This is a genomic window from Pseudonocardia parietis (assembly GCF_017876315.1).
Classification (GTDB): domain Bacteria; phylum Actinomycetota; class Actinomycetes; order Mycobacteriales; family Pseudonocardiaceae; genus Pseudonocardia; species Pseudonocardia parietis.
On the sequence record NZ_JAGINU010000001.1, the window covers coordinates 6,172,075 to 6,197,880 of the forward strand.

The window sequence follows — 25,806 nt, forward strand, 5'->3', positions numbered from 1 at the left end:
CGGACAGCTGGCGGCCGAGCTGCGGGCGCGCGTCGGCAGGGAGGTCCGCTTCGACGTGACCGCCCGCGGTGCCTACTCCACCGACGGCTCGAACTACCGGCAGGTGCCGATCGCGGTGGTGGTCCCCCGCACCGTGGCCGACGGCGCCGAGGCCCTGGCGGTGTGCCGCGAGCACGACGTCCCCGTCCTGTCCCGCGGCGGCGGTACCAGTCTCGGCGGGCAGGGCACGAACACCGCCGTGGTGATCGACTGGACCGCGCACTGCAACCGGCTCGTGTCGGTGGACCCGGACGCGCGGACCTGCGTCGTCGAGCCCGGGATCGTGCTCGACGACCTCAACGCGCAGCTCGCCCGGTACGGCCTGCAGTTCGGTCCGCGCCCGGCCACGCACAGCCACTGCGCGCTGGGAGGCATGATCGGCAACAACTCGTGCGGTTCCACCGCGCAGCGCTACGGCAAGACCGTCGACAACGTCCGCCGGCTGGAGATCGCGACCTACGGCGGGCTGCGCTGCTGGGTCGGACCGACCGCCGGCGAGGAACTCGAGACGATCACCTCGGGGGCGGGCGAGCGCGCCCAGCTCTACCGCGGCCTGCGGCACCTGGGCGACCGCTACGGCGAGCTGGTCCGCGACCGGTACCCGGACATCCCGCGCCGCGTGTCCGGCTACAACCTCGACGCCCTGCTGCCCGATCAGGGCTTCGACGTCGCCCGTCTGCTGGTCGGGTCCGAGGGGACGCTGGCCACCGTCCTGCACGCCGAGCTGGACCTCGTTCCCACGCTGCCCTGCACCAGCATGCTCGTGCTGGGCTTCGACGACATCATCGCCGCCGCCGACGCGGTACCCGCGGTGCTGGACGGCTGCCCGGACACCCCGCTGCAGGTCGAGGCGCTGGACCACCGGCTCGTCGAGATCATGGAACACCTCGGCAGCCACCTGGACTCGATCCGGGCACTGCCCGGCGGGCAGGCGTGGCTGATGATCCAGTTCGGCGCCGAGAGCCAGGACGAGTGCGACGCGCACGCGCACGCCCTGCTCGACGCGCTCGGCAAGCACACCGAGGACGACGACGTCGCGCTCACCGACGACCCCGCCCGGACGGCGAAGATGATGGCCGCCCGTGAGGCCGGTCTGGGGGTCACCGCGCGTGCCCCGCTGATGCACGACACCTGGGAGGGCTGGGAGGACTCCGCCGTACCCCCGGAACGGCTCGGCGACTACCTGCGGGCGCTGCGCGACCTGTTCGCGGAGTTCGGCCTCGGGGCGCCGTCGCTCTACGGCCACTTCGGGCACGGCTGCGTGCACACCCGCATCCCGTTCCGGCTGGAGAGCGCCGGCGGGGTCACCGACTTCCGGCGGTTCCTGGAACGGGCGGCGGACCTGGTCGTGTCGTTCGGGGGCTCGCTGTCCGGCGAGCACGGTGACGGGCAGGCCCGGGGCGAGCTGCTGGAGCGGATGTTCGGCCCGGAGCTGGTGGCCGGGTTCGGCGAGCTCAAGGCCCTGTTCGACCCGGCCAACCGGATGAACCCGGGCAAGGTGGTCGACCCGTACCGGGTCGACGAGAACCTGCGGCTCGGCGCCGGCTGGCGCCCCACGCCGTACGCGACCGGGTTCGGTTATCCGGATGACGGCGGCAGCTTCACCTCCGCGGTGATGCGCTGCGTCGGGATCGGCGAGTGCCGGCGCAGCAGCCCGCAGGGCGGTGTGATGTGCCCCTCCTACCAGGTCACCCGCTCCGAGGAGCACTCCACCCGCGGCCGGGCGCGGCTGCTGTTCGAGATGCTCGAGGGGCATCCGGACTCGGCGGTGACCGACGGGTTCCGGTCCGGCGCGGTCCGGGACGCCCTGGACCTGTGCCTGGCCTGCAAGGGGTGCAAGTCCGACTGCCCGGTCGGCGTGGACATGGCCACCTACAAGGCCGAGTTCCTCTCGCAGCACTACCGGCACCGGGTCCGCCCGGCCGCGCACTACTCGATGGGCTGGCTCCCGCTGTGGGCGCGCCTGGCCCGGCTCGCACCGGGCCCGGCCGACGCCGCGCTGCACGCGCCCGTCCTGGCCCGGCTCGGGAAGCGCCTGGTCGGGATCGCCCCGGAACGTGTAGCCCCCCACTTCGCCGGGCAGACGCTGCAGGAGTGGTGGGCCACCCGCGACCGGCCCGCCGCCGACCCCCGCGACCCCCGGACGGTGGTGCTGTGGCCCGACACCTTCACCAACCACTTCGACCCGCACGTCGGGCGGGCCGCGGTCGAGGTGCTCGAGGCGGCCGGGTTCACCGTCCACGTCCCGGCCGAGCCACTGTGCTGCGGCCTGACCTGGATCTCCACCGGGCAGCTGGGGATCGCGAAGCGGGTGCTGGGGCGCACCGTGGCCGCGCTGCGCCCGTGGATCGAGGCCGGCACCCTCGTCGTCGGGCTGGAACCCTCGTGCACCGCGGTGTTCCGCGCCGACGCGCCGGAGCTGCTGCCTGGCGACACCGACGTGCAGCGCCTCGCCGGGCGGTTCGCCACCCTGTCCGAGGCGCTGCTCGGGCACGCCCCGCACGGCTGGACACCGCCGCGGCTCGACCGGGCCGCGATCGTCCAGACCCACTGCCACCAGCACGCGATCACCGGGTCGGACCCGGACACCGAGTTGATGCGCCGGGCCGGGATCGACGCCGAGCGGCTCGACTCCGGCTGTTGCGGGCTGGCCGGGAACTTCGGCTTCGAGGCCGGCCACTACGACGTGTCGATGGCCTGTGCCGAGCAGGCCCTGCTGCCGGCGGTGCGCGACGCCGCCCCGGAGACCCTCGTGCTGGCCGACGGGTTCAGCTGCCGCACCCAGATCGCCCACGGCGCCCCGGGCAGGCGGGCGATCCATCTCGCCGAGGCCCTCCGGGCACCCGTTTCGAGCACCGACAGCACCAACGCTCAGAAGGAGTAGGCATGGCACCGAACGTTGCGGACTACCTGCTGCGGCGACTGCGCGAGTGGGACGTCGAGCACGTGTTCAGCTACGCCGGCGACGGCATCAACGGCCTGGTCGCGGCCTGGGGGCGGGCCGGCGACGACGCCCCGCGGTTCGTGCAGTCCCGGCACGAGGAGCTGGCCGCGTTCGAGGCGGTCGGCTACGCCAAGCTCTCCGGGAAGGTGGGCGTGTGCGCGGCCACCTCCGGCCCCGGCGCGATCCACCTGCTCAACGGCCTCTACGACGCCAAGCTCGACCACGTGCCCATGGTCGCGATCGTCGGCCAGACCACCCGGTTCGCGATGGGTGGCTCCATGCAGCAGGAGGTCGACCTGCACTCGCTGTACAAGGACGTCGCCGCCGACTACGTGCAGACCGCGATGGTCCCCGAGCAGCTGCCGAACCTGATCGACCGGGCGATGCGCGTCGCGATGTCCCGGCGCACGGTCACCGCGATCATCATCCCGTCCGACCTGCAGGAGGCCGAGTACTCCCCGCCCACGCACGACTTCAAGATGATCCCGTCCAGCCTGGGGCTCTCGCCCGGGCGGCCCGTCCCGGAGGCGACCGACCTGCGCCGGGCCGCGGACGTGCTCAACGCCGGCAGCAAGGTCGCGATGATGATCGGGCAGGGTGCCCGGGGTGCCGTCGACGAGGTCACCGAGGTCGCCGACGTGCTCGGCGCCGGGGTCAGCAAGGCGCTGCTCGGCAAGGACGTGCTACCCGACGACCTGCCGTACGTCACAGGCTCGAACGGGCTGCTGGGCACCCGGCCGTCGTACGAGCTCATGCGCGACTGCGACACCCTGCTCATGATCGGCTCCAGCTTCCCGTACAGCCAGTTCCTCCCGGAGTACGACCAGGCCAGGGCCGTCCAGATCGACATCGACCCCACCATGATCGGGTTGCGCTACCCGTTCGAGGTGAACCTCCACGGCGACGCCGGTGCCACCCTGCGCGCCCTGCTGCCGATGCTGGAGCGCAAGACGGACCGGTCCTGGCGCACGACCGTCGAGTCCACCGTCTCCCGCTGGTGGGACGTCCTCGAGCGGCGCGCCGGGGTCACCGCCGACCCGATCAACCCGGAGCGGGTGTTCCACGAGCTGTCGCCGCTGCTCCCGGACGACGCCGTGCTCACCTCGGACTCCGGCTCCGCGGCCAACTGGTACGCGCGGCACCTGCGGATCCGCCGCGGGATGCGGGCCACGCTGTCCGGGACCCTGGCGACGATGGGCCCGGGACTGCCGTACGCGACCGGTGCCAAGTTCGCCCACCCCGATCGGCCGGTGTTCGCCCTGGTCGGCGACGGCGCGATGCAGATGAACGGGATCAACGAGCTGATCACGATCGCGCACTACCACCGGGAGTGGTCGGACCCGAGGGTGATCGTCGGGGTGCTCAACAACCGGGATCTCAACCAGGTGACCTGGGAGCTGCGGGCGATGGCAGGCTCTCCGGACGTGCCGTTCGCCCAGCACATCCCCGACTTCCCCTACGCCGGCTTCGCCGAGAGCATCGGCCTGACCGGGATCAAGGTCACCGAGCCGGGCGAGATCGAGGGCGCCTGGCAGCGGGCGATCGCCGCCGACCGCCCGTGCGTGGTCGAGTTCGTCACCGACGCCGCGGTGCCACCGATCCCGCCGCACGCCAGCCTGGACCAGATGGAGAGCACCGCCGAGGCACTGCTGCGCGGCGATCCCGAGGCGTGGGACGTCCTCAAGACCGGCGTGAAGTCCAAGGTGCAGGACATCCTGCCCGGCCGATGAGTACCGGCGGCGACGCCGTCCCGGTCGAGCGGGTGGAGGCGGCGGCCTACACGATCCCGACCGATGCGCCCGAGAGCGACGGCACGCTGGCCTGGGACTCGACCACGCTGGTCCTGGTGCGGGTGCACGCGGGCGGGCGGACCGGGCTCGGCTACACCTACGCCGGCCCGCCCGCCGTCGCGGTGGTGCACGACCACCTCGCCGGCGCGGTGACCGGCGCCGACGCCCGCACCCCGCCCGCGTCCTGGGACGCGATGGCGCGGGCGGTCCGCAACCTCGGCAAGCCCGGCCTCGTGGCCGAGGCGATCTCGGCGGTCGACATCGCGTTGTGGGACCTGCACGCCCGGCTGGCCGACCTGCCGCTGGTGCTCGCCCTCGGCGCCCTCCGCGCGGAGACGCCGATCTACGGCAGCGGCGGTTTCACCTCCTACACCGAGGCCGAGCTGAGCCACCGGCTCGCCGACTGGGTCGAGGGCGGCATCGGCCGGGTCAAGATGAAGGTCGGGCGCGACCCGGCCGCGGACCCGCGCCGGGTGCGAGCCGCTCGCGCCGCCGTCGGCGAGGACACCGGGCTCTACGTCGACGCCAACGGCGCCTACACCCGCAAGCAGGCCCTGGACCGGGCGTTCCGGTTCGCCGAGCAGGGGGTGAGCTGGCTGGAGGAACCCGTCAGCTCCGACGACACCGCGGGCCTGCGGCTGCTGCGCGACCGCGGACCGGCCGGGATGGACGTCGCCGCCGGCGAGTACGGCTACCACCTGCCCGACTTCCGCGCGCTGCTCGACGCCGGCGCCGTCGACTGCCTGCAGGCCGATGTCACCCGGGCTCTCGGGATCAGCGGCGTGCTGCGTGCCGCGGCGCTGTGCGACGCCCACCAGATCGACCTGTCACTGCACTGCGCACCTCAGGTGAGCGCGCACGTCGGGACGGCGGTCTGGCACCTGCGGCACCTCGAGTACTTCCACGACCACGTCCGGGTCGAGCGGATCGCCTTCGACGGCGTCCTCGAGCCCCGGCCGGGCGGCACGCTGCGACCGGACCGCGGGCGGTCGGGCCTCGGGCTCGAGGTGCGCGAGGCGGACCTGGAGCGGTTCCGCGTCACCTGATCCGCTACCCGATGACGGCCTTCCACCAGCCCCTGCGGGAACCGCGAACGGTCAGCGACCCCATCCCCACCTTGCCGTGCACCACGAGGTGCGGCCCGGAGCCGCCGGGCGTCGCGGGGACCTTCGTCTTCACCTCGCCCCAGGAGCCGTGCACGCCGTCGACGTCGGCGCTGCCGCCCTCGGGCAGCACCAGCACGATCTCGCCCATCCCGGTGGACACCTCGATGTCGATCCGGGGCGGCAGCTGCCGTACCTCGGAGAGATCGAGGTGGATGGTGCCCATGCTCGTCGTGAGCTGCAGGGCCGCGGGCACCTGCCAGTCCCCGGTGCGCTTGACGGTGCCGGCGCCGGTCCGCAGCTGCACGCGACCGGACTCCTCGGTGCGGCGGGCCGGCACACCGGCACCGGCACCCGCGACGGACGGCGGCAGGCCACCGGGCAGGTCCGCCAGCGGCGGGCGGAGCTCGGCCGCCGTGCGCGCGGCGTAGACGACGCCGAGCCGTTCCTCCAGTTCCACGAGCGTGATCCGGCCCTCGCCGAGTGCGTCGTGCAACCGCTTCGCCGCGGCCTCGCGGTCGGCGTCGGAGATGCGTATCGAGTCCGGATCGCTCACGTCGACCAGCCTAATGCCCCGGTTCAGGGGAGCTTCCAGTCGACGGGGTCGCCGCCGATCTCCTCCAGCAGATCGTTGGCCCGGCTGAACGGCCGCGACCCGAAGAAGCCACGCTCGGCCGACATCGGGGACGGGTGCGCCGACTCGACCAGCGGCACGTCCTCCAGCAGCGGGACCAGGTTGCGGGCGTCGCGGCCCCAGAGGATCGCCACCATCGGCTCGGCGTCCCGGGCCACCAGCGCCCGGATGGCCTGCTCGGTGACCTCCTCCCACCCCTTGTTGCGGTGCGAGGCCGGCTCGCCGGGGGCGACGGTGAGGCACCGGTTGAGCAGGAGCACGCCCTGCTCGGTCCACGGCGTCAGGTCCCCGGACGACGGCGCCGGGTGCCCGAGGTCCTCGCAGTACTCCCGGTAGATGTTCTGCAGCGAGCGCGGCAGCGGCCGGGTCTCCGGTGCGACCGAGAACGACAGCCCGACGGCGTGCCCCGGCGTGGGGTACGGATCCTGGCCGACGATCAGCACTCTGACCTGCTCGAACGGCTGCTGGAACGCCCGCAGCACGTTCGCGCCCGCCGGCAGGTAGCGGCGGTCGGCGGCGAGCTCGGCCCGCAGGAACTCCCCCATCCGGGCCACGGTGTCGGCGACCGGCTCGAGGGCCTCCGCCCAGCCGGCCTCGACGACCTCGTGCAGTGGCTTGGCCATCAGACCTCCAGCTTCCGCAGCTGCTCGCGGAACCGGCGCCCGCGGTCGACGTAGGACTCCACCGCGCCCCGCCAGTTGTCGGCGGGCACCTCGTAGCCCTCGCGGACACGGGCGGGAATGCCGAGCGCCATCCGGTACGGCGGGATCTCGGCGCGCGGCGAGACGACGGCGCCGGCGGCGACGACGCACCCCTCCCCGACGCGGGAACCGTTCAGCACCACCGAGCCCGACGAGATCAGCGCCCGGTCACCGATGGTGGACGCCTCGATGTGCACGTTGTGCCCGACCGTCACCTCGTCACCGATGACCGTCGGCTCGCGCAGCGTGGTGTGGATGATCGAACCGTCCTGGATGCTGGTGCGGGCGCCGATCTCGATCCGGCCGTCGTCGCCGCGCAGCACCGCGGTCGGCCAGACCGTCGACTCCGGCCCCAGCGTCACGTTGCCGATCACCACGGCGTCCGGGTGGACGTAGGCGGTCGGATGGATCTCCGGTTCGGCGTCACCGAGCGCATACACAGGCACACCGGGAGGGTACGAGCGCCCCGTGCACGGCAACGCCCGGCCCCCGCCCCACCGTCACCGGTCGGCGAGGCCGTCCGTCCCGCGGGAGGGCGCCCCGTCCCCGGACCCGGCCTCGCCGTCACCGTCGGGCGAACCGGCGGACTCACCGGTGGGGCCTCCGGGCGCGGCGGGCCGCCACGTCCGGACGGCCCGGGCGTCGGCGTCCATCCGGTCCGCCAGGTCGTCGACGACCAGCGAGTCCCGGTCGATCGCGCCGCTGCGGTACGCGGAGCGGCCGACGACCTGGGAGATCACCGGGGCGGTCAGCACCTGGAACAGCACCACGAGCGCCAGGGTGGAGGAGTTCTCGAAGTCCAGCCGGATCGCGGCCGCGATCAGGATCAGCAACAGGCCCAGCGTCTGCGGCTTGGTCGTCGCCTGCAGCCGCGCCGGCAGGTCCGGCAGCCGGACCAGGCCGAGCGCCCCGAGCAGGCAGGACGTCGCCCCGATCAGCATCAGTGCGGCGGAGACCACATCGGAGATCGGCATCAGCGGTGCCGCTCCCCTCGTTCGACGAGCCGGGCCGCCGTGGCCGTGCCGACCAGCGCGATCAGCGCGACGGCCGCCAGCAGCGGGACGTTGGACCCGTCCACGTAGTAGGCGGCGTACACCGCCGCGGCCGCCACGATCAGCACCATGAACACGTCCAGTGCCGCGATCCGATCCAGTGTCGTCGGCCCCTGCAGCAGCCGCCACAGGGCGAGCAGCCCCGCCGTGGTCAGCATGGCCAGGACCAGTGCGTAGACGACGATCACTGCGGTCCCCTCCCCGTCTCCCGGCCCTCGGCGACGGCCACGACGGCCTCCCGGCAGCGCCGGACGTCCTCGTCGCTGCCCATCGCGTCGATCACCCGCATCTGCAGGTTCATCAGCTGCCCGCGCACCCGCTCGACCGCTCCCACGGGATGCAGGCCCAGGCAGTACACGTACCAGCGGCGCCGGCGCCGGTCGATCTGCAGGACGTAGCTGCCCGGGGTCAGCGCGCACCCCGCCACGATGGTCGTCACCGCGCGGTCCGAGTCCGTGCACAGCGGCAGACCGATGATCCCGGCCTTCGCCCGGCGACCGCGCAGCAGCGTCACGAGGCTGACCCGGACACCGGAGGCGGCGAGGTCGACGGCCAGGTAGACCAGCAGGCGCAGTGCTTTCAGCGGCCGGAACGGCAGCCGCTCCGGTAGCAGCGGCAGCGGGAACAGCATCGTCACGAGCAGTCCGATGATCAGTCCGCCGACGATCGCCGTCGGGGCGAGGCTGCCCCACAGCAGCACCCACACGACGGCCAGGGCCAGCACCTGCGGGAAGCGGCGCCACCACAGGGCGGCGCCGCTCGGCGCCTCGGTCGGCGCGACCGGTTGCGGCGCCGGAGCCGGCGCCGGGGTGGCTTCCTCGTCGCCGGTCTCCGCGACCGACATCTCCCGGTCGCGCTGCCCCTCCGGGGTGATCGCCTGCTCGGCGTCCTCGCCGGCGGGGCCGGCGTCCGCGGTCGCCGCCTCCGGCTCCGTGTCCTTCTCCGTCTCCGGGGCCGTCGTGTTCCGGGCGGTGCCGTGGCCGGGGCCGTTCTCGCTCACCGGGTCGTCCCTTCCGCGTCGTCGCCGCCCGGCACGGTCCCCGCAGCGGTCGCGCCGGGCGCGTCCGGTACCGCGGCGACCGGCACCGGCCCGGGGCCGCCGGGTGCCGCGTCCGGCCCGAGCACCGCGCTGCGGTAGCTGTCGCGGGTGTGCAGGTCCTCGCCGGCGCGGGCGGTGATCGCCGACAGCGGCCCGGCGAACAGTGCGATGACGATGCTGACCACGACCAGCGACGAGGCGCCGACGTACATGCCACGCGCGGTGCGGGCGGTACCGACGACCAGCTCGTCGTTGGGATCGTTGTCGACCAACGGCTCCTTGGGGGTTCCCCAGAACACCCGGACCCACACGCGGGCCACCGCGTACAGCGTGAGCAGGCTGGCCAGTACCACGAACGCCGCGACGATCTCCGCGGCGGGCGTCGCGCCCGCACCCGCCCGCAGCAGGGCGAGCTTCGCGACGAAGCCCGACGTCGGCGGCAGCCCGGAGAGCGTGATCGCGGGGATCGCGAACAGCACCGCCAGGTGCGGAGCGGTCTGCGCGAGCCCGCCCATCTGGGCGATCGACACCGTCCCGGTCCGCCGGGTGATCAGACCGCTGACCAGGAACAGCGTGGCCTGCACGGTGATGTGGTGGACGATGTACAGCGCGGTACCGGCGATCCCGGACGGCGTGTAGACCGCCAGCCCGAACAGCATGAACCCGATGTGGCTGACCAGCAGGAACGACAGCAACCGGTTGAGGTCGTCCTGCGCGACGGCGCCGAGCGCGCCGACCACCATGGTGACCGCGGCGATCACCAGCAACAGCGTCGAGGGCTGGTCCTGCGGGAAGACCAGGGTCTGGGTGCGCAGCAGCGCGTAGATCCCGACCTTGGTCAGCAGGCCGGCGAACAGCGCGGTGACCGGCGCGGGGGCGTTCGGGTAGCTGTCGGGCAGCCAGAAGTGCAGCGGCACGATCGCCGCTTTGATGCCGAACACCACCACCAGCAGCAGCGCGAGCACCGTCTTCAGCCCGTCGGGCAGCAACTCGGCCCGGCCCGCGAGATCGGCCAGGTTGACCGTGCCGGTCGCCGCGTAGACCAGCGCGACCGCGGTCAGGAACAGCAGCGACGACATCAGCGACACGATCACGTACGTCATGCCGGACCGGATCCGGGACGCCGAGGTCCGCCGCGTGATCAGCACGTAGCTGGACGCCAGCATGATCTCGAACGCGACGAAGAGGGTGAACAGGTCGCCGGTGAGGTAGGCCAGCGAGACACCGGTGGAGAGCAGCAGGAAGATCGGGTGGAACGTCGTGCTGGCGGTCTCCCGGCCGTAGTCGGAGATCCGCTGGTCGATCGCGTACACCAGCACCGCGAGCGTGACCAGCGCCGAGATCAGCAGCAGCAGCGCCGACATGCGGTCGGCGACCAGCACGATGCCCATCGGCGCCGACCATCCGCCGAGCTCGGCGACGACCGGCCCGTAGCGGTCCGCGGCCACCAGCAGCACGCCGCCGACCACGCAGACCAGGGCCAGCGTCACGACGCCGATGACCCGCTGCAGCGAGGCCCGGCGGCTGACGATGACGCTGACGGCCGCACCGAGCATGGGCAGCAGCACCGGCAGCGTCACGAACGCCTGGAGCAGGGTCACCGGCGCCCCTCCTCGAGCTCGTGCGAGTCGGCGGTGTCCTCGGGCCCGGCCTCGGTCTCCTCCGCGGTGCCCTCCTCCATGGCCCCGTCCGGCTTGCGCCGGGCGGCGATACGGCGGTCCTCGACGTCGTCCTGGACCTCGTCGTGCCCGACGAGCACCCAGGACCGGTAGCCCAGTGCCAGCAGGTAGGTGGTCAGCGCGAAGGTGATCACGATGGCGGTCAGCGCGAGCGCCTGGGGCAGCGGGTCGCTGATCTCCTCGGGCCTGACGGCGTCCAGCACGGGGGCGCGGGCCGGTGGGCCACCGGCCATCTGCAACAGCAGGTTCGCGCCGTGCCCGAGCACCACGATGCCGATCAGGATCCGCATCAGCGAGCGCTGCATGAGCAGGTAGAAGCCCACGGAGTAGAGCACGGCGAGCACAAGCGCCATGCTCAGATTGATCGTCGTGTTCACCGGCGCTCACCGCCGGTGCTCGCGCCCGGGGGACCCTCGCCGGCCTCGCGGGCGTCGCGGGCGATCCCCGAGCCCAGCGAGCGCAACAGGTCCAGCACCACGCCGATGATCAGCAGGTAGACGCCGACGTCGATGAGCAGGCTGGTGACGATGTCGAGGTAGCCGAAGTCGCCGAACGAGATCCGCCACTTCGTGCTGGACAGCACCGCCTCGCCCCACAGCACCGGCGCCAGCCCGGTGAGGACGGCGATGATCAGGCCGGCGCCGACCAGCACCGGTGGCCGGATCCCGAACCGCGAGGCGAGGATGTTGTCGTCGCCGCCCGCGATGTGCCGCAGCACGAACGCCAGGCCGGCGACCAGACCCCCGGAGAACCCGCCGCCCGGGCCGTAGTGGCCCTCGAACAGCAGGAACACCGAGAAGACCAGCACGGTCGGGAACAGCAGGCGGGCCGCCGCCTCGAGCACCAGGGTGCGCTCGCGGGTGTCCGGGCAGGCACCGGGCAGCATCCACCGGCCGCTGGGCTGGTCCCAGCGGGACCAGGAGGTGTCGTCGGAGGGCGACGGGGACGCCGGTTCCGCCGGAGCCTCCCTCGGCGCCGTCATCGCAGCACCTCCTGCTCGCGCTGGGGGGACTCGGTGCCGCTGGTCACGCCCGGGCTGCCCTTCCTCTTGTCGTAGCGGGTGGCGAGCACGAGGCTCGCCGTCCCGGCGGCGCAGATCAGCAGGACGGTGATCTCGCCGATGGTGTCCAGGGCCCGGAAGTCGACCAGAATCGCGCTGATGAGGTTCGTGGCACCGGCCTCGGGCGCGTTCGCGATGAACGCGTCGGTGGTCGCGGGCGGCAGCACCCGGGCTCCGGAGAGCACCACGGCCATCCCGGCGACGAGCACACCACCGACGCCTGCCGCGAGGGCCTTGGGCGTCCGCACCCGGTGCTCGGAGTCCGGTTCTGCGAAGTGCGCGGGCAGCCGCCGCAGCACGAAGACGAACGCGACCAGGGTGAGCGTCTCGACCAGGAACTGGGCGAGCGCCAGATCCGGGGCGCCGTCGATGATGAACAGCCCGCCGATCCCGTAACCGACCGCGCCGACCAGCAGCACCGCGGTGAAGCGGCGACGGGCCCGGCACAGCGCGATCGCGGCGATGCACACCATCAGGCCCACCGGGACCTGCATGATCGAGTGGTAGGCGACCTGGTCGTGCGGCACCGACGCGGAGAGCGCCAGCACCGGGCCGGGCAGCGCGATCAGCACGAACAGGATGCAGCCCAGGTACACCGGCAGTGAACCGATCTGCAGCCGGCCGGTGACGACGATCGCGGTCCGTTCCACGCCGGTCACGATCGCCTCGTAGCCCCGCTGGGCGGACAGGCCCGGCACCTTGGCGTGCTCGGTCGCGGAGCCTCCGTAGCGGTGCAGCAGCAGACCACCGACGACGGCGACCGCCGACAACAGCAGCGCGAGGCCGACGCCGTGCCACAGCGCGAGCTCGTACTGGGCGGCGTAGGGGTCGCCGAGCGCGGGCAGCGGGCGGGCGTAGGCCTGCGCCAGCTCCTGCACCAGCGGCGCGGCGAACCCGGCGCCGAGACCGGTCAGCGCGCACAGCCAGGCCGGGCCGGACAGTCCCAGCGGCACCGGGTCGCCCCCGGTGGGGTGCCTGCCCTTGGTCGAGAACGCGCCCCACAGGAACCGGGCGGTGTAGGCGGCCGTGAGCAGTGACCCGACGACCAGCCCGGCCAGCACCATCGTGCCGCGGACCCCGCCCTCGAGCAGGAACGCCTCGTAGGCGGCCTCCTTGCCGACGAAGCCGAGCATCGGCGGCAGCCCCGCCATCGACAGTGCCGCGAGCGTCGACAGCACGGCCAGCCCGCGCCGGCGACGGCCGAGCCCGCAGAGCTCCCGCAGGTCACGCGTGCCACAGGTCTTGTCGATGGCGCCGACCACCATGAACAGCGGGGCCTTGAACAGACCGTGCGCGAGCAGCATCGCGATCCCGGCCAGCGCCGCCACCCGGGACCCGGCTCCGAAGAGCACCATCAGGAAGCCGAGCTGGCTGACCGTGCCGAACGCGAGCAGCCGCTTGAGGTCGGTCTGACGCAGCGCCCGCCAGCCGCCGAGCAGCATCGTCACCAGGCCCAGCACCATGACCGGGCCCCACCACACCGTGTACGCCGAGAACGCGGGCCCGAGCCGGGCCACCAGCACCACGCCGGCCTTCACCATGGACGCGGCGTGCAGGTAGGCCGAGATCGGCGTCGGGGCCGCCATCGCGTACGGCAGCCACGGGTGGAACGGCACCTGCGCGGACTTGGTGAGCGCGCCCACCAGGATCAGCACCAGCGCGAAGGTCAGCGCGACCGGCTGGTCCGGGGCGAGCGTGCCCGCGTTCGCCGCGGCCGTGATGGCCGGGATCGAGTAGGTCCCCGCCAGCTCACCGAGCAGCACGATACCCAGCAGCATCGCCAGCCCGCCGAACACGGTGACCAGCAGCGCCTGGACCGCGGCCCGCCGGTTCTCCCGGTACTGGCCGCCCTGGCCCACGAGCAGGAACGACGCCAGCGACGTCAGCTCCCAGAACACGTACAGCGTGAGCAGGTCGTCGGCCAGGACCAGGCCGAGCATCAGCCCGGCGAAGGTGACCAGCAGCGCCGCGGACCGGGCGGCGTCCTTCGACCGCGGGCCGAAGTACCAGGCCGCGTAGACCATGATCAGCGCCCCGACCCCGGACACGAGGACGATCATGGCCAGCGCCAGCGCGTCCAGCCGCAGGCTCAGCGAGAGCCCGAGCTCCGGGGCCCACTCGATGCGGTCGGTGACACCGGTGCCGAGCGCCGCGGGCGCCTGCGACATCGCCCACACCAGGGTCGCGCCCAGCAGTGCGGCGCCTGCGCCGAACGCCAGCCGCCGGTTGTACCGGGCGAGTGCGGGCAGGCACAGCGCCAGGACGAGATGGGCGGCCACGACGGCGAGCACCGGCACCTCCTGGTTCAGGAATCGTACGGACGGGCTGGTCACTCGCGTCACGGTCCGACCGGGGAGCCGCACAGGCATGGCACGAGCCGTTCGCCGGGCGGGGACACGACGACGACGCCGGGGTCATCCTATCGGCGCAACAGGACGTTTCGCCCGCCACCGTACCGGGGCTCACCTCACCAGGGGCTTGCCGAAACACCGGGAGCGATGATCGTCCCGGTACGGGCCGAACCTCCCGATCACGTGGTATCCGCCGGACCGGTAGAGGGCTATCGCCTCGGGCTGCGCGGTCCCGGTCTCGAGCACGCCCCCATCATCGGCCCCGCCATGCTCAGGCCACGGCGGTCTCCCGCTCCACCGCCACCGACCGCCGGGCCCGGGCGATGCGGTGCGCCCCGCCCCAGACCAGCCCGAGACAGGCCGCCTGGACCACGGCGACGACGAGCAGCAGCACCGGGTACCCGGCGATCGGGGTCAGCGCGGAGAGCAGCATCGGCAGCATGAACCCGACGTAGGTGAGCGAGTAGAAGACCGCGGTCAGCCCGGCCAGTTGCTCGGGCGGCGCGATGCGCTGCACCTCCTGCAACCCGGACAGCAGCACGAACCCGTACCCGGCGCCCAGCAGCACCGCGGCACCGAACGCGAGCGGTACCGAGGCGGTCGCGGCGACCCCGGTGGTCACCAGCGTTCCCGCGATGACCAGGCCGACGCCGATCCGTGAGGTCGCGTGCAGCGAGCGCCGGTCGATCACCTTCGCGACCGACTGCGCGGCGAACCCGACGGCCAGGCTCACCACGGTGATCCCGGTCGCCACCACCATGCCCCGGTCCCCGGTCGACGGGGCGATCAGCGCGGGCTGGACCGCATAGGACAGCGCGGCCGCTCCGAACACCCAGGGCGCGGCGGGCAGCACCAGCCACAGGAAGCGCGGGTGCGCGGCGGTGGGGACCCGCAGGTCCCGCCACAGCGACCGGGACGGGTCCGCCGGCGCCGTCTCGGCGCCGCGGCGCAGGCCCCACACGATCGGGATCATGAGCAGCACGTGCACCAGGTAGGGCAGCTCCATCGGCATCGGGCCGTACTGGGCGAGCGGGCCGCCGACCAGCGGTCCCACGCCGAACCCGAGGGTGAGCGCGAGCGCCGCGCGGCGGGCGCCGCTGCCGGCGGTGTCGACGTCGGACAGCTCCTTGACCCAGGTGGTCGCCACGGCCATCGCGACGCCCATGCTCACGCCGAACAGCATCCGTCCGGCGTACAGCAGCGGTTCGGCGGACGCACCGAGACCGAGCACCACGCTGGCCGGGATCGCCAGCGCGGTCGCCGGGAGCAGCACCCGCCTGCGCCCCCAGCGGTCCGACGCCGGGCCGCCGACGAGCAGACCGGGGGCGAGCCCGAGCACGTAGACGCCGAAGAACGCGGCGACCACCGTGTCCGAGTAGTCCCCCTGCTCCCGGTACATGACCATCAGCGGGCTGAACTGGTTGGCGCCGAAGCCGACGCCGAACAGCGCCGCCGCCGGGCGCATCCAGGCCTTCACGGTGGTTCCTCCCCTACACGACCCCGACACACGACGACGCCCCCGGGGCCATCCCCGGGGGCGTCGTCGGTGACGCGAAAAAGTCAGGCGTTCGCCTTGGCACGCCGGCGCCAGTTGGTCAGCGTGCGCTCGGTGTAGCCGTTCGGTTCGACCGCGCCGTCGAACACCAGCTCCAGCGCCGCCCGGAAGGACTCACTGCCGTCGAGGTCCTTGGCCATGGGCGGGTAACCGGGCTCGCCGGCGTTCTGGTCGTCGACGACCGCGGCCATCCGGGCGAACGTGTCCCGCACGGTCTCCTCGTCGACCACACCGTGCGCCAGCCAGTTGGCGAGGAGCTGGCTGGAGATCCGCAGTGTCGCACGGTCCTCCATCAGCCCCACGCCCTCCAGGTCCGGAACGGTGGAGCAGCCGATGCCCATTCCCACCCAGCGCACGACGTAGCCGAGGATCGACTGCGCGTTCGTCTCCAGCTCGTGGGTGATGTCCTGCGCGGACAGGGACGCCGGGTCACCGAGCGGCAGCTCCAGCAGCGCGCGCCGGTCGGCGAGCCCCCGCGAGGCGAGCCGGGACTGCACGTCACCGACGTTCACCCGCAGGTAGTGCAGGGCGTGGAGGGTGGCCGCGGTCGGCGACGGCACCCAGGCGCAGTCCGCGCCGGCCTTCGGGTGACCGATCTTCTGCTCGATCATGTCCGCCATCGCGGCGGGCTTGGCCCACATGCCCTTGCCGATCTGGGCGGTGCCCGAGAACCCGGCGGCGAGCGCGACGTCGACGTTGCGGTCCTCGTAGGTCTGCAGCCACCTGGTCGACTTCATGTCGCCCTTGCGCAGCACCGGCCCGGCCCGGAAACAGGTGTGGATCTCGTCGCCGGTGCGGTCGAGGAAGCCGGTGTTGACGAAGATGACCCGGTCGGTCGCCTCGGCGATGCAGGCACCGAGGTTGGCGGTGGTCCGCTTCTCCTCGTCCATGATGCCGATCTTGAGCGTGTTCGGCCGCAGTCCGAGGGCCTCCTCGACGGCGCCGAAGAGCTCCACGGTCAGCGCGACCTCCTCGGGGCCGTGCTGCTTCGGCTTCACGATGTAGACGCTGCCGGCGCGGGAGTTGGTGTGCGGCCCCTTCTCCGCCACGTCGTACAGCCCGGCGACGGCCGAGACGAGCGCGTCGAGGACGCCCTCGGCGATCTCGTCGCCGTCGGCCGTGCGCACCGCGTCGGTGGTCATGTGGTGCCCGCAGTTGCGGACCAGCATCAGCGAGCGGCCCGGCAGCGTCAGCTCCGTCCCGTCCGGCGCCGTGTAGGAGCGGTCCGGGTGGACCCGGCGCACGACGGTCCGGCCGCCCTTCTCGAACTCCGAGGTCAGGTCCCCGGTGAGCAGGCCGAGCCAGGTGCGGTAGGCGAGCGTCTTGTCCTCGCCGTCGACGGTCGCGACCGAGTCCTCCAGGTCGACGATCGTGGTGACCGCGGACTCCAGCACGACGTCGGCGACGTCGGCGTGGTGCTGCTTGCCGACCTGGGTGGTCGGGTCGATGGTGATCTCGAGGTGCAGCCCGTTGCGGGTGAGCAGGACGGCGCCGCGGCCGTCGCCGTCGACCGCCCGGAAGCCGGCGAACTGCGCCGGATCGGCCAGGCTCACGGTGCCGTTGCGGGTGTCCGCGACGAGGCCGTCGGTGCCGGCGCGGTAGGCGGTGACGTCGGCGTGGCTGCCCTTCGCGAGACCGAACAGCTCGTCGAGCAGCTCGTCGGCGGCCGTGATGACCTGGGCGCCGCGGCGCTCGTCGTAACCGGGGGCGAGCTCGCCGTCCTGCGGGAGCGCGTCGGTGCCGTAGAGCGCGTCGTACAGCGAGCCCCAGCGGGCGTTCGCGGCGTTGAGCGCGTAGCGCGGCACGGTCGCGGGGACGACGAGCTGCGGGCCGGCGATCTCGGCGATCTCGGGGTCGACGCGGTCCACGTCGATCGTGGGCGAGGCGTCCGGGAGCAGGTAGCCGAGCTCGGTGAGGAACCTCTCGTAGTCCTCGACCGACCCGGCGCCGTTCGCGCGGTGCCACTCGTCGATGCGGGCCTGGAGCTCGTCGCGCTTCGCCAGCAGCGACGTGATCTTCGGCGCGAACCGCTCCTGCAGCCGCGCCAGGGTCGCCCAGAAGCCCTCCGCGGTGAGGTCCACGTCGGCCAGGAGCTCGCCCTCGACGAACGCGCGCAGGTGCGGATCGACCTGCAGCCCGGAGCTGTCGGCCATCTGTGACCACCCTCTCTGAGTTGGTGCTACGACTGGTCTAGTTTCTACCAGTGGATTATCTTTTCCGCATCATGAAAGTACTGTGACGCGATCCGCGATCTGGGAACCCGCCTCGCACCACAGGGTGGACGTACCCTCGCGGGAACCCCGCCACGCCTGCGGCAGACCACGCCGCCGACAGAGCAAAGGGAGTGCATCGATGCCCCTGGCCGCACCGATCCATGACGAGTTCGTGGCCCTGCTGGGCGCCCGCGACGTGCTCTCCGACCCGGTCCGCACCCGTACCTACGAGTGCGACGGGCTGACCGGCGCCCGGGTCGTGCCCGCGCTCGTGCTGCTCCCCCGCACCGCCGAGCACGTCGCCGGCTGCGTGCGGATCTGTGCCCGGCACGGGATCCCGTTCGTCGCCCGCGGCGCCGGGACCGGCCTGTCCGGGGGCGCGCTGCCGGTGGCCGACGGCGTCGTCATCGGGCTGAACCGGCTCGACCGGGTGCTGGAGATCGACCCGGACAACCGGCGCGCGGTGCTCGAGCCGGGGGTGACGAACCTGGAGATCACCGCGGCGGCGTCGCCGTACGGCCTCTACTACGCGCCGGACCCCTCGTCGCAGCAGGTGTGCACGATCGGCGGGAACGTCGCGGAGAACTCCGGTGGCGCGCACTGCCTGAAGTACGGCTTCACCACCACCCATGTGCTGTCGATCGAGGTCGTGCTCCCGGACGGCACGCTCGTCACCCTCGGGTCGGACTCGATGGAGCAGCAGGGCCCCGACCTGCGCGGGGTGTTCCTCGGCTCGGAGGGCACGCTCGGCATCGTCACGAAGGTCACCGTGCGGCTGCTGCGGGCCCCCGAGGTCATGCGCACGCTGCTCGCCGACTTCCCCTCGGTCGCGGCCGGCGGCCGGGTCGTCTCGGACATCGTCGCCGCCGGGATCGTGCCCGCCGCGGTCGAGATGATGGACGCGCTGGCCATCGAGGCCGCCGAGGGCGCCACCGGCGCCGGGTACTCCCTCGACACGCCCGCGGCGCTGGTCGTCGAGCTGGACGGCACCGTCGAGGAGTGCGACGACCAGTTCGCCCGGGTCAAGGAGATCTGCGACCGGCACGGCTGCACCCGGCTGCACATCGCCGGCTCACCCGCGGAGCGGGCGAACATCTGGCGGGGCCGCAAGGCCGCGTTCGCCGCGGTCGGGCGGATCTCACCGGACTACATCGTGCAGGACGGTGTCGTCCCGCGGACCCGGCTGGCCGAGGTCCTCGGGCGGATCGAGGAGATGGGCACGGCCGCGGGCCTGCGGGTGGCCAACGTCTTCCACGCCGGCGACGGCAACCTGCACCCGCTGGTCCTGTTCAGCGCCGCGGACGGCCAGACCGAGCAGGCCGAGCAGCTCTCGGCCCGGATCGCCGAGCTGTGTGTGGAGATGGGCGGGTCGCTCTCGGGCGAGCACGGCATCGGCACCGACAAGGCCTGCTCGATGCCGACCATGTTCGGTGAGGACGACCTGGCCGTGATGGACCGGATCCGCGCCGGGTTCGACCCGGACCACATCTGCAACCCCGGGAAGCTGCTGCCCACCCCGCGGCTGTGCGGCGAGAAGCCGGGGCGCTACCGGCCCCACCCGCTGGAGGAAGCCGGTCTCATCGAGCGTCTGTAGAGCGGAGCGCACCTGACACATCGCACCTGCACAGGGCACGTGAAAAGAGAGCCGCCCACCCGTGACGAAGGGCCCCGAAGCCATGACCCGCGCCGCCCCCACCACGCTGCGCCCGACGACGCCGAAGGAGGTCCGCGACGCCGTCCTGGACACCTCCGGCCGGCTCGCGATCTCCGGTGCCGGCACCGCCCGGCAGTGGGCCGGCCGGCTCGCGGAGGTCGACGCCACGCTCGACCTGTCCGCGCTGTCCGGCGTGATCGCCCACAACCCCGGTGACATGACGGTGTCGGTGCACGCCGGCACCCCGGTGCGCGAGCTGCAGGACGAGCTCGCCGAGCACGGCCAGCGCCTCGCGATCGACGCCGCCCGGATCGGCCGGGGCGCCACCGTCGGCGGCCTCGTCGCGACCGCCGACGCCGGCCCGTCCGCCCTGGTCTACGGCGGCATGCGGGAGCTGGTGATCGGCACGACGGCGGTGCTCGCCGACGGAACGATGGTCCGCAGCGGCGGTCACGTGATCAAGAACGTGGCCGGCTACGACGTCGCCAAGCTGATGCACGGTTCCTACGGCACCTTCGGTCCGCTGGTGGAGGTCGTGCTGCGGCTGCACCCGGTGCCGGGGTCGACCGCCTGCGTGGCCGTCGACGGGCCGGTGGGCACCGCCACCGAGCATGTCCACCGGCTGATGGCGAGCCCGCTGGAACCGATCGCCGTCGAATGGGTCTCCGGTGACCCCGGCACGCTCCTGGTCCGGCTGGAGGGCGGCGTCGAGACGCTCCCCCACCGCACCGGACGCCTGCTGGAGCTGCTGGGCACCGACGCGCGCGAGAGCGGCGAACACGCGTGGGCCGAGCACGCCGCGCTCACCTCCGGCTCGTCCGGGAACGAGACGGCCGTGGTCCGCATCGGCTGTGCCCCCACCCGGCTCGTGCCGCTGCTGGCGCAGCTGCCCGCCACCGCCGTCACCGCGGGCCTGGCCACCGGGGTCGCCACCGTGACCGTGCCCGCCGCGTCGGTCACCGAGGTGCACGACGCCGTCGCCGCGGTCGGCGGGACCTCCGTACTGCGCGACCGGCCCGCGGCCCTCGACGTCCCCGCCTGGGGCCCGGCGCCCTCCGCGCTGGCCCTGCTGAAAGCGATCAAGACCCGGCTCGACCCCGGAGCCCGGTTCGCAGCCGGCCGCTTCGACCCCTGGATGTGAGGCACCCGTGACCAGCACCGCTGACAGCACCGAACCCACCGGTACCCCCACCGGAGCCGTGGAGACGAAGGCCCCGCAGCAGGGGCCGAGCTCCTTCGACGACGTGCACCCGCCGCAGCGCGAGCTGCTCGACGACTGCGTGCACTGCGGGTTCTGCCTGCCGACGTGCCCCACCTACGTGCTGTGGGGCGAGGAGATGGACTCCCCGCGCGGCCGGATCCTGCTGATGGACCTGGCCGAGAAGGGCGACATCTCCCTCGACGGGCCGTTCACCGAGCACATCGACAACTGCCTGGGCTGCATGGCGTGCGTGACGGCGTGCCCGTCCGGCGTGCAGTACGACAAGCTGCTCGAGTCGGTCCGCCCGCAGATCGAGCGCAACGTCGAGCGCTCGAAGGCCGACAAGCTCTTCCGGGACGCGATCTTCACGCTGTTCCCCTACCGGCGGCGGCTGCGGGCCGCCGCACTGCCCGGCGCCCTCTACCAGAAGCTGCGCACCGTCCCGGCGATCCGCAGGCTCGCCGAGCGCCTCCCGGGGCGCCTCGCGGCGATGGAGTCGCTGCTGCCGCCGGTGTCGGTGCGCGAGGCGTTCGCGACGCTGCCGGTGCACACCCCCGCCGTCGGGCCCCGCCGCGCCCGGGTCGCGCTGCTCACCGGCTGCGTGCAGGACGTGTTCTTCCACCGGGTCAACGAGGCGACCGTGCGGGTGCTGTCGGCCGAGGGCTGCGACGTGCTCGTACCCCGCGACCAGCAGTGCTGCGGCGCGCTGGAGGTGCACGCCGGCCGCGAGGAGTCGGCGCTGGCCCGGGCCCGGCGCACCATCGCCCGGTTCGAGACCCTCGACGTCGACGCGGTCGTCACCAACGTCGCCGGCTGCGGCTCGTCGATGAAGGACTACGGCCACCTGCTCGCCGACGACCCCGACTGGGGGGATCGGGCGAAGGCGTTCTCGGCGAAGTGCCGCGACGTGCACGAGGTGCTCGCCGAGCTCTACTCCCGCCCGGAGTCCGACGACGGTGGGCCCCGCGCCCCGCGCACCCCCGTCCACGGCCGGGTCGCCTACCACGACGCCTGCCACCTCGGGCACGCCCAAGGCGTGCGGGACCAGCCGCGGGAGGTGCTGCGCAGCATCCCCGAGCTGCAGCTCGTCGACATCGCCGAGGCGTCGCTGTGCTGCGGCTCCGCCGGCATCTACAACATGATCATGCCGGACGCGGCCGCCGAGCTGGGCGAGCGGAAGGCCGGGAAGATCCGCGACGTGAAGCCGGACGTCGTCGTCACCGCGAACCCGGGCTGCCTGCTGCAGATCGGGAAGTACCTGCCCGACGGCGGCTTCCGGGACATCCCGCTGCTGCACCCGGTGCAGCTGCTCGACGCCAGCATCCGGGGCACGGCCGTGCCGCACCGTTAGACCGCACCGTCGGGCCGGTGCGGCGCGAGCAGGTGTCGGCGCAGACGTTCCGGGGTAACCGATCACCGACTATCCTGATCGTGAAGGCACCGTCGCCCGCGCGTTCTCCGGCCCGCCCGATGCGGGCACGGCGCCTGCCGACCCCGGTTGTCGGCGCTCCCCCGGCGGCGCGCGGTTGCGACCCGCGACGACCCGTGCGCCCGCCACGCGCGCGGAGCATGTGAGGAGGCCGGTGTGCAGCCCAGCAACGGTAACGGAACGACCACGCACGGCGATGGATCTGCTGTGCAGGAGAAGTCCGTCACCCCCAACGAGAATGCGTCCGCGCGTCATTTCCCGCAGACCCTGGTCGCGATGGATCCGCCGACCATCCCGGCCGCGAGCCTGACCGCCGCGCCCGCCGAGTTCCGGCAGTTCCCGGCCCCGCAGCGCTCGGAGCCCGGTCATCCGCGGCTGCGCACCCGGCTGCGCAGGTTCCTGTTGTTCTGGCGCCGCGGCGCCTGAGTCCCAGCGGCTGGATCCACCGGCGACGGCGGCCCGGCACCCCACGTGGGGTGCCGGGCCGTCGCGCGTCTCAGACCCGCGTGGGTGCCGAGCGCCGGAGCCCGACGACGACCGCGGCGAGGCTCACCAGCACCAGTACGAGCAGCGCGGTACCGATGTTGAACCCGACCCCGTAGATCAGCACGAACGACAACCCGCCGGCGACCAGGCAGTAGTAGACGGTCGGGATGATCGTCATCCGGATGACGTCGCCCTCCCGCCCGAGCAGCCCGACGGTCGCCGAGGCCGCGACGACGTTGTGCACCGTCACCATGTTGCCGGCCGCGCCGCCGACGGCCTGGGTGGCGACGACCGTCTCCGGACTCACGCCGATGTTCTCCGCCGTCGCGAACTGGAACAGCGAGAACGTCAGGTTCGACACCGTGTTGCTGCCGGCGACGAACGCACCCAGCGCCCCGATCCACGGGGCGAGGACGGGCCAGGCCGGACCGGCCACCGCGGCCGCCCCCTCGGCCAGCGTCAGCGGCATGCTGGCCAGCCCGGACGTGTTGTACTCGGCGCCGGAGTTGATCAGGATCCGGACCAGCGGCAACGCGAACAGCAGCGCGACCGCCGCCCCGGCGAGCTGGCGCGCCGACACCGCCCACGCCCGGGCGATCTGCCGCCCGCCCATCCGGTGCAGGCCGTAGGTGACCAGGCAGACGAACAGGAACACCGCGCCCGGCGAGTACAGCACCTCCAGCTCCTCGGAGAGCCCGGTCCCGAGGATGTCGGACAGCCCGACGGTCACGCTCTGCAACGCGTCCTTGATCGGTTCCACGGTGCGGCTCAGCACCAGCACCACCGCGACGAGCACGTACGGGGTCCAGGCCAGCCAGACGTTCATCCGCGTCCCCGCGACCGAGGTGTCCGGCTCGATGTTGCCGACCCAGCGGTCCAGCCAGCGCTCCCGCGGCGGGAAGTCCCAGACCTGCTTCGGCATCAGGAACCCGCGGCTCGAGGTGAACATCACCAGGGCCAGGCCCAGCAGCCCGCCGAGCAGGGCCGGGAACTCCGGGCCGAGCAGCCCGGCGACCAGCACGTAGGGGACGGTCATCGCGAACGCCGCGTAGAGCGCGAACGGCCAGATCGCCAGGCCCTCGGCGAAGCTGCGGTTCTCCCCGAAGAAGCGGGTGAGCAGGCAGACCATGAACAGCGGGATCAGCGTCCCCGCGACGGCATGGATCGCCGCCACCTCGAAGGCGACCGTCGACAGGTACCCGGCCTGGTCGAGCCCGAGCCCGGCGATCCGGGCGTCGACCTCGGGCGAGCCGGCCAGCCCCTGCCCGATCCCGGTCAGCACCGGGGTGCCTGCCGCGCCGAAGCTGACCGGGGTCGACTGGATGACCATGCCGACCAGCACCGCGCCGAGCGCCGGGAAGCCCAGTGCGAGCAGCAGCGGGGCGACGACGGCGGCGGGCGTGCCGAACCCGGAGGCACCCTCGATGAACGAGCCGAACAGCCAGCCGATGATGATCGCCTGCACCCGGCGGTCCGGGCTGATGCTGGTGAACCCGGCGCGGATGGTCGCCAGCGCCCCGCTCTGGGTCAGCGTCTGGAGCAGCAGCAGCGCCCCGAAGATGATGTAGAGCAGCCCGACGGCGATGACCAGCCCCTCGATCGAGGCGGCCAGGATCGTCGTGCCGTCCATCCCCCACACCAGCGCGCCGACCAGCGCGGCGGCCACGAACCCGATCGGCATCGCGTACTTCGCCGGCCAGCGCAGGCCGACGAGCAGCACAGCGACAACGATGATCGGGGCGAGCGCGAGCACGCTCAGAGCACCCAGGTTGTCCACGGTGACATCCTTCCGAACCACGACCATTCGGGCGTACCACCGCGAACGGCTCGAACCGCAAGGACCTTGTCATCCGAACGGACGCAACCGCAATGACCGTGGAACAATTATTTCGCGAAGTGGACCCAGCCGGCGTCACCGTCGTAGGGACGGCCGTCCACGGTGACCCCCGGGCCGGCGTCGTCGCAGACCTCCACGACCCCCACCTCGGTCCAGTCCGCCGGCAGCGCGGTATCGGACGGGAAGGTCGCCGCGAGCGCGTGGTCCTCGCCCCCGGTCAGCATCCAGCGCAGCGGGTCGAGCCCGAGCGCGGAGCCGATCTCGGACAGCCGCGCCGGCACCGTGAACGCCCGCGACCGCAGCCGCAGCGCCACCCCGGATGCCCGGGCGACATGGCCCAGGTCGGCCAGCAGACCGTCCGAGACGTCGATCATCGCGGTGGCTCCGGCGTCCGCGGCGGCCGGGCCGGCCGCGTAGGGCGGCTCCGGCACCCGGTGCGCGTTGACCAGCGCCGCCGGGGACCGGAAGCCGCGCCCGAGCACCGCCAGCCCGGCGGCGGACCAGCCCAGCCGCCCGCACACCGCGATCCGGTCCCCCGCCCGCGCGCCGGAGCGCAGCACCGGGTCACGGCCCCGCAGCGAGCCGAGCGCGGTCACCGACACCACGAGGACCGGCCCCGAGGTGAGGTCGCCGCCGACCAGGCCGGCGCCGACCGAGGACGCCTCGGCCCACATCCCGTCGGCGAGCTCCTCGAGCTGCTGCACCGGCGTCGTCGACGGGCAGGCCAGGCCGACCAGCAGCGACGTCGGGACGGCGCCCATCGCGGCGATGTCGGCCAGGTTCGCCGCCGCCGCCTTGCGGCCGACCTGCTCGGGGGCGGACCAGTCCAGCCGGAAGTGCACCCCCTCGACGAGGACGTCGGTGCAGGCCACCACCCGGCCGTCGTCGGCGGCGACGACCGCCGAGTCGTCCCCCGGCCCCAGCAACGTCGTGTGCGGCTGGACACGACCCGTGGTGACGCGGTCGATCAGGCGGAACTCACCGACCTCACGGAGTGAGACGCTCGCCTCGGAACCGCCTTCGGGCGTGATCGCGGATG

Annotated in this window: 21 protein-coding genes and 1 pseudogene; 7 read left to right on the forward strand and 15 right to left on the reverse strand. The window is 73.0% G+C overall.

The genetic code is table 11. The features are described from left to right. Positions 1-7: 7 nt before the first annotated feature. The 3 genes from JOF36_RS28930 to JOF36_RS28940 are packed head-to-tail and all read left to right on the forward strand — an operon-like array spanning position 8 to position 5,819. Positions 8-2,923, forward strand: coding sequence for an FAD-binding and (Fe-S)-binding domain-containing protein (locus JOF36_RS28930; protein ID WP_210036313.1), 2,916 nt, complete (start codon positions 8-10; stop codon positions 2,921-2,923). Positions 2,924-2,925: 2 nt separating this feature from the next. Next, positions 2,926-4,713: a thiamine pyrophosphate-requiring protein gene (locus tag JOF36_RS28935; protein WP_210033194.1), complete on the forward strand. Its 1,788-nt coding sequence runs from the start codon at positions 2,926-2,928 to the stop codon at positions 4,711-4,713. Next, positions 4,710-5,819 (forward strand): enolase C-terminal domain-like protein, encoded by a 1,110-nt coding sequence (locus tag JOF36_RS28940; protein WP_210033195.1) that lies wholly within the window; start codon positions 4,710-4,712, stop codon positions 5,817-5,819. Before JOF36_RS28935 ends, JOF36_RS28940 begins: the two co-directional genes overlap by 4 nt. Before the next feature lie 4 nt (positions 5,820-5,823). On the opposite strand, the gene JOF36_RS28945 is transcribed toward JOF36_RS28940, so the two are convergent. The 13 genes and pseudogenes from JOF36_RS28945 to JOF36_RS29000 all read right to left on the reverse strand — a co-directional run bounded on the left by JOF36_RS28945 (position 5,824) and on the right by JOF36_RS29000 (position 18,100). After that, positions 5,824-6,432, reverse strand: coding sequence for a DUF1707 domain-containing protein (locus JOF36_RS28945; protein ID WP_307862646.1), 609 nt, complete (start codon positions 6,430-6,432; stop codon positions 5,824-5,826). A gap of 23 nt (positions 6,433-6,455) precedes the next feature. After that, entirely contained in the window at positions 6,456-7,136 is a 681-nt protein-coding gene (locus JOF36_RS28950) for a uracil-DNA glycosylase (RefSeq protein ID WP_210036315.1), read from the reverse strand. Beyond that, the gene (locus JOF36_RS28955) at positions 7,133-7,657 is read right to left on the reverse strand and encodes a gamma carbonic anhydrase family protein (protein ID WP_210033196.1); all 525 of its coding nucleotides are present in this window, start codon (positions 7,655-7,657) and stop codon (positions 7,133-7,135) included. The genes JOF36_RS28950 and JOF36_RS28955 overlap by 4 nt, the downstream gene beginning before the upstream one ends. Before the next feature lie 54 nt (positions 7,658-7,711). Then, positions 7,712-8,185 (reverse strand): monovalent cation/H(+) antiporter subunit G, encoded by a 474-nt coding sequence (mnhG, locus tag JOF36_RS28960; RefSeq protein WP_210033198.1) that lies wholly within the window; start codon positions 8,183-8,185, stop codon positions 7,712-7,714. Next, positions 8,185-8,451 (reverse strand): MrpF/PhaF family protein, encoded by a 267-nt coding sequence (locus JOF36_RS28965; protein WP_210033199.1) that lies wholly within the window; start codon positions 8,449-8,451, stop codon positions 8,185-8,187. The genes mnhG and JOF36_RS28965 overlap by 1 nt, the downstream gene beginning before the upstream one ends. Continuing rightward, positions 8,448-9,263, reverse strand: a complete 816-nt coding sequence (locus JOF36_RS28970) for a Na+/H+ antiporter subunit E (RefSeq protein ID WP_210033200.1) — start codon at positions 9,261-9,263, stop codon at positions 8,448-8,450. Before JOF36_RS28970 ends, JOF36_RS28965 begins: the two co-directional genes overlap by 4 nt. After that, entirely contained in the window at positions 9,260-10,903 is a 1,644-nt protein-coding gene (locus JOF36_RS28975) for a Na+/H+ antiporter subunit D (protein ID WP_210033201.1), read from the reverse strand. The genes JOF36_RS28970 and JOF36_RS28975 overlap by 4 nt, the downstream gene beginning before the upstream one ends. Continuing rightward, positions 10,900-11,358, reverse strand: coding sequence for a Na(+)/H(+) antiporter subunit C (locus JOF36_RS28980; RefSeq protein ID WP_307862647.1), 459 nt, complete (start codon positions 11,356-11,358; stop codon positions 10,900-10,902). Before JOF36_RS28980 ends, JOF36_RS28975 begins: the two co-directional genes overlap by 4 nt. Further along, a complete protein-coding gene (locus tag JOF36_RS28985; RefSeq protein WP_210033202.1) occupies positions 11,355-11,963 on the reverse strand; it encodes an MnhB domain-containing protein in 609 nt (202 codons plus the stop codon). The genes JOF36_RS28980 and JOF36_RS28985 overlap by 4 nt, the downstream gene beginning before the upstream one ends. Then, a complete protein-coding gene (gene mbhE, locus JOF36_RS28990; protein ID WP_307862648.1) occupies positions 11,960-14,374 on the reverse strand; it encodes a hydrogen gas-evolving membrane-bound hydrogenase subunit E in 2,415 nt (804 codons plus the stop codon). The genes JOF36_RS28985 and mbhE overlap by 4 nt, the downstream gene beginning before the upstream one ends. Before the next feature lie 129 nt (positions 14,375-14,503). Beyond that, a pseudogene (locus JOF36_RS41690) lies at positions 14,504-14,638 on the reverse strand (GNAT family N-acetyltransferase); the annotation flags it as partial. A 25-nt stretch (positions 14,639-14,663) separates the two neighbouring features. Beyond that, positions 14,664-15,869: an MFS transporter gene (locus tag JOF36_RS28995; RefSeq protein WP_210033203.1), complete on the reverse strand. Its 1,206-nt coding sequence runs from the start codon at positions 15,867-15,869 to the stop codon at positions 14,664-14,666. 83 nt (positions 15,870-15,952) lie between these two features. Further along, positions 15,953-18,100 (reverse strand): malate synthase G, encoded by a 2,148-nt coding sequence (locus JOF36_RS29000; RefSeq protein ID WP_210033205.1) that lies wholly within the window; start codon positions 18,098-18,100, stop codon positions 15,953-15,955. A gap of 199 nt (positions 18,101-18,299) precedes the next feature. Here JOF36_RS29000 and JOF36_RS29005 point away from each other — a divergent pair, with 199 nt between their 5' ends. The 4 genes from JOF36_RS29005 to JOF36_RS29020 all read left to right on the forward strand — a co-directional run bounded on the left by JOF36_RS29005 (position 18,300) and on the right by JOF36_RS29020 (position 22,870). Next, positions 18,300-19,754 carry an FAD-linked oxidase C-terminal domain-containing protein gene (locus JOF36_RS29005; protein ID WP_210033207.1) on the forward strand — a complete coding sequence of 485 codons (1,455 nt, stop codon included), beginning with the start codon at positions 18,300-18,302 and terminating at the stop codon, positions 19,752-19,754. Positions 19,755-19,815: 61 nt separating this feature from the next. Beyond that, a complete protein-coding gene (locus tag JOF36_RS29010; protein ID WP_307862649.1) occupies positions 19,816-20,955 on the forward strand; it encodes an FAD-binding oxidoreductase in 1,140 nt (379 codons plus the stop codon). A 58-nt stretch (positions 20,956-21,013) separates the two neighbouring features. Beyond that, the gene (locus tag JOF36_RS29015; protein ID WP_210036319.1) at positions 21,014-22,366 is read left to right on the forward strand and encodes a (Fe-S)-binding protein; all 1,353 of its coding nucleotides are present in this window, start codon (positions 21,014-21,016) and stop codon (positions 22,364-22,366) included. Between the two features lie 285 nt (positions 22,367-22,651). Further along, positions 22,652-22,870, forward strand: a complete 219-nt coding sequence (locus JOF36_RS29020; RefSeq protein ID WP_210033209.1) for a hypothetical protein — start codon at positions 22,652-22,654, stop codon at positions 22,868-22,870. Positions 22,871-22,940: 70 nt separating this feature from the next. Here the strand turns inward: JOF36_RS29020 and JOF36_RS29025 are convergent, their stop codons facing one another. Both JOF36_RS29025 and JOF36_RS29030 read right to left on the reverse strand, forming a co-directional pair. After that, on the reverse strand, positions 22,941-24,707 hold the full coding sequence (locus JOF36_RS29025; RefSeq protein ID WP_210033211.1) for an L-lactate permease: 1,767 nt from the start codon (positions 24,705-24,707) through the stop codon (positions 22,941-22,943). A gap of 107 nt (positions 24,708-24,814) precedes the next feature. After that, entirely contained in the window at positions 24,815-25,798 is a 984-nt protein-coding gene (locus JOF36_RS29030) for a thiamine-phosphate kinase (protein ID WP_307862765.1), read from the reverse strand. Between the last annotated feature and the right edge of the window lie 8 nt (positions 25,799-25,806).

Coding starts and splice junctions, on each gene's coding strand:
- JOF36_RS29000 (WP_210033205.1), bottom strand. CDS start 18,100: ATGGCCGACAGCTCCGGGCTGCAGGTCGATCCGCACCTGCGCGCGTTC.
- JOF36_RS28940 (WP_210033195.1), top strand. CDS start 4,710: ATGAGTACCGGCGGCGACGCCGTCCCGGTCGAGCGGGTGGAGGCGGCG.
- JOF36_RS28935 (WP_210033194.1), top strand. CDS start 2,926: ATGGCACCGAACGTTGCGGACTACCTGCTGCGGCGACTGCGCGAGTGG.
- JOF36_RS29005 (WP_210033207.1), top strand. CDS start 18,300: ATGCCCCTGGCCGCACCGATCCATGACGAGTTCGTGGCCCTGCTGGGC.
- JOF36_RS28985 (WP_210033202.1), bottom strand. CDS start 11,963: ATGACGGCGCCGAGGGAGGCTCCGGCGGAACCGGCGTCCCCGTCGCCC.
- mnhG (WP_210033198.1), bottom strand. CDS start 8,185: ATGCCGATCTCCGATGTGGTCTCCGCCGCACTGATGCTGATCGGGGCG.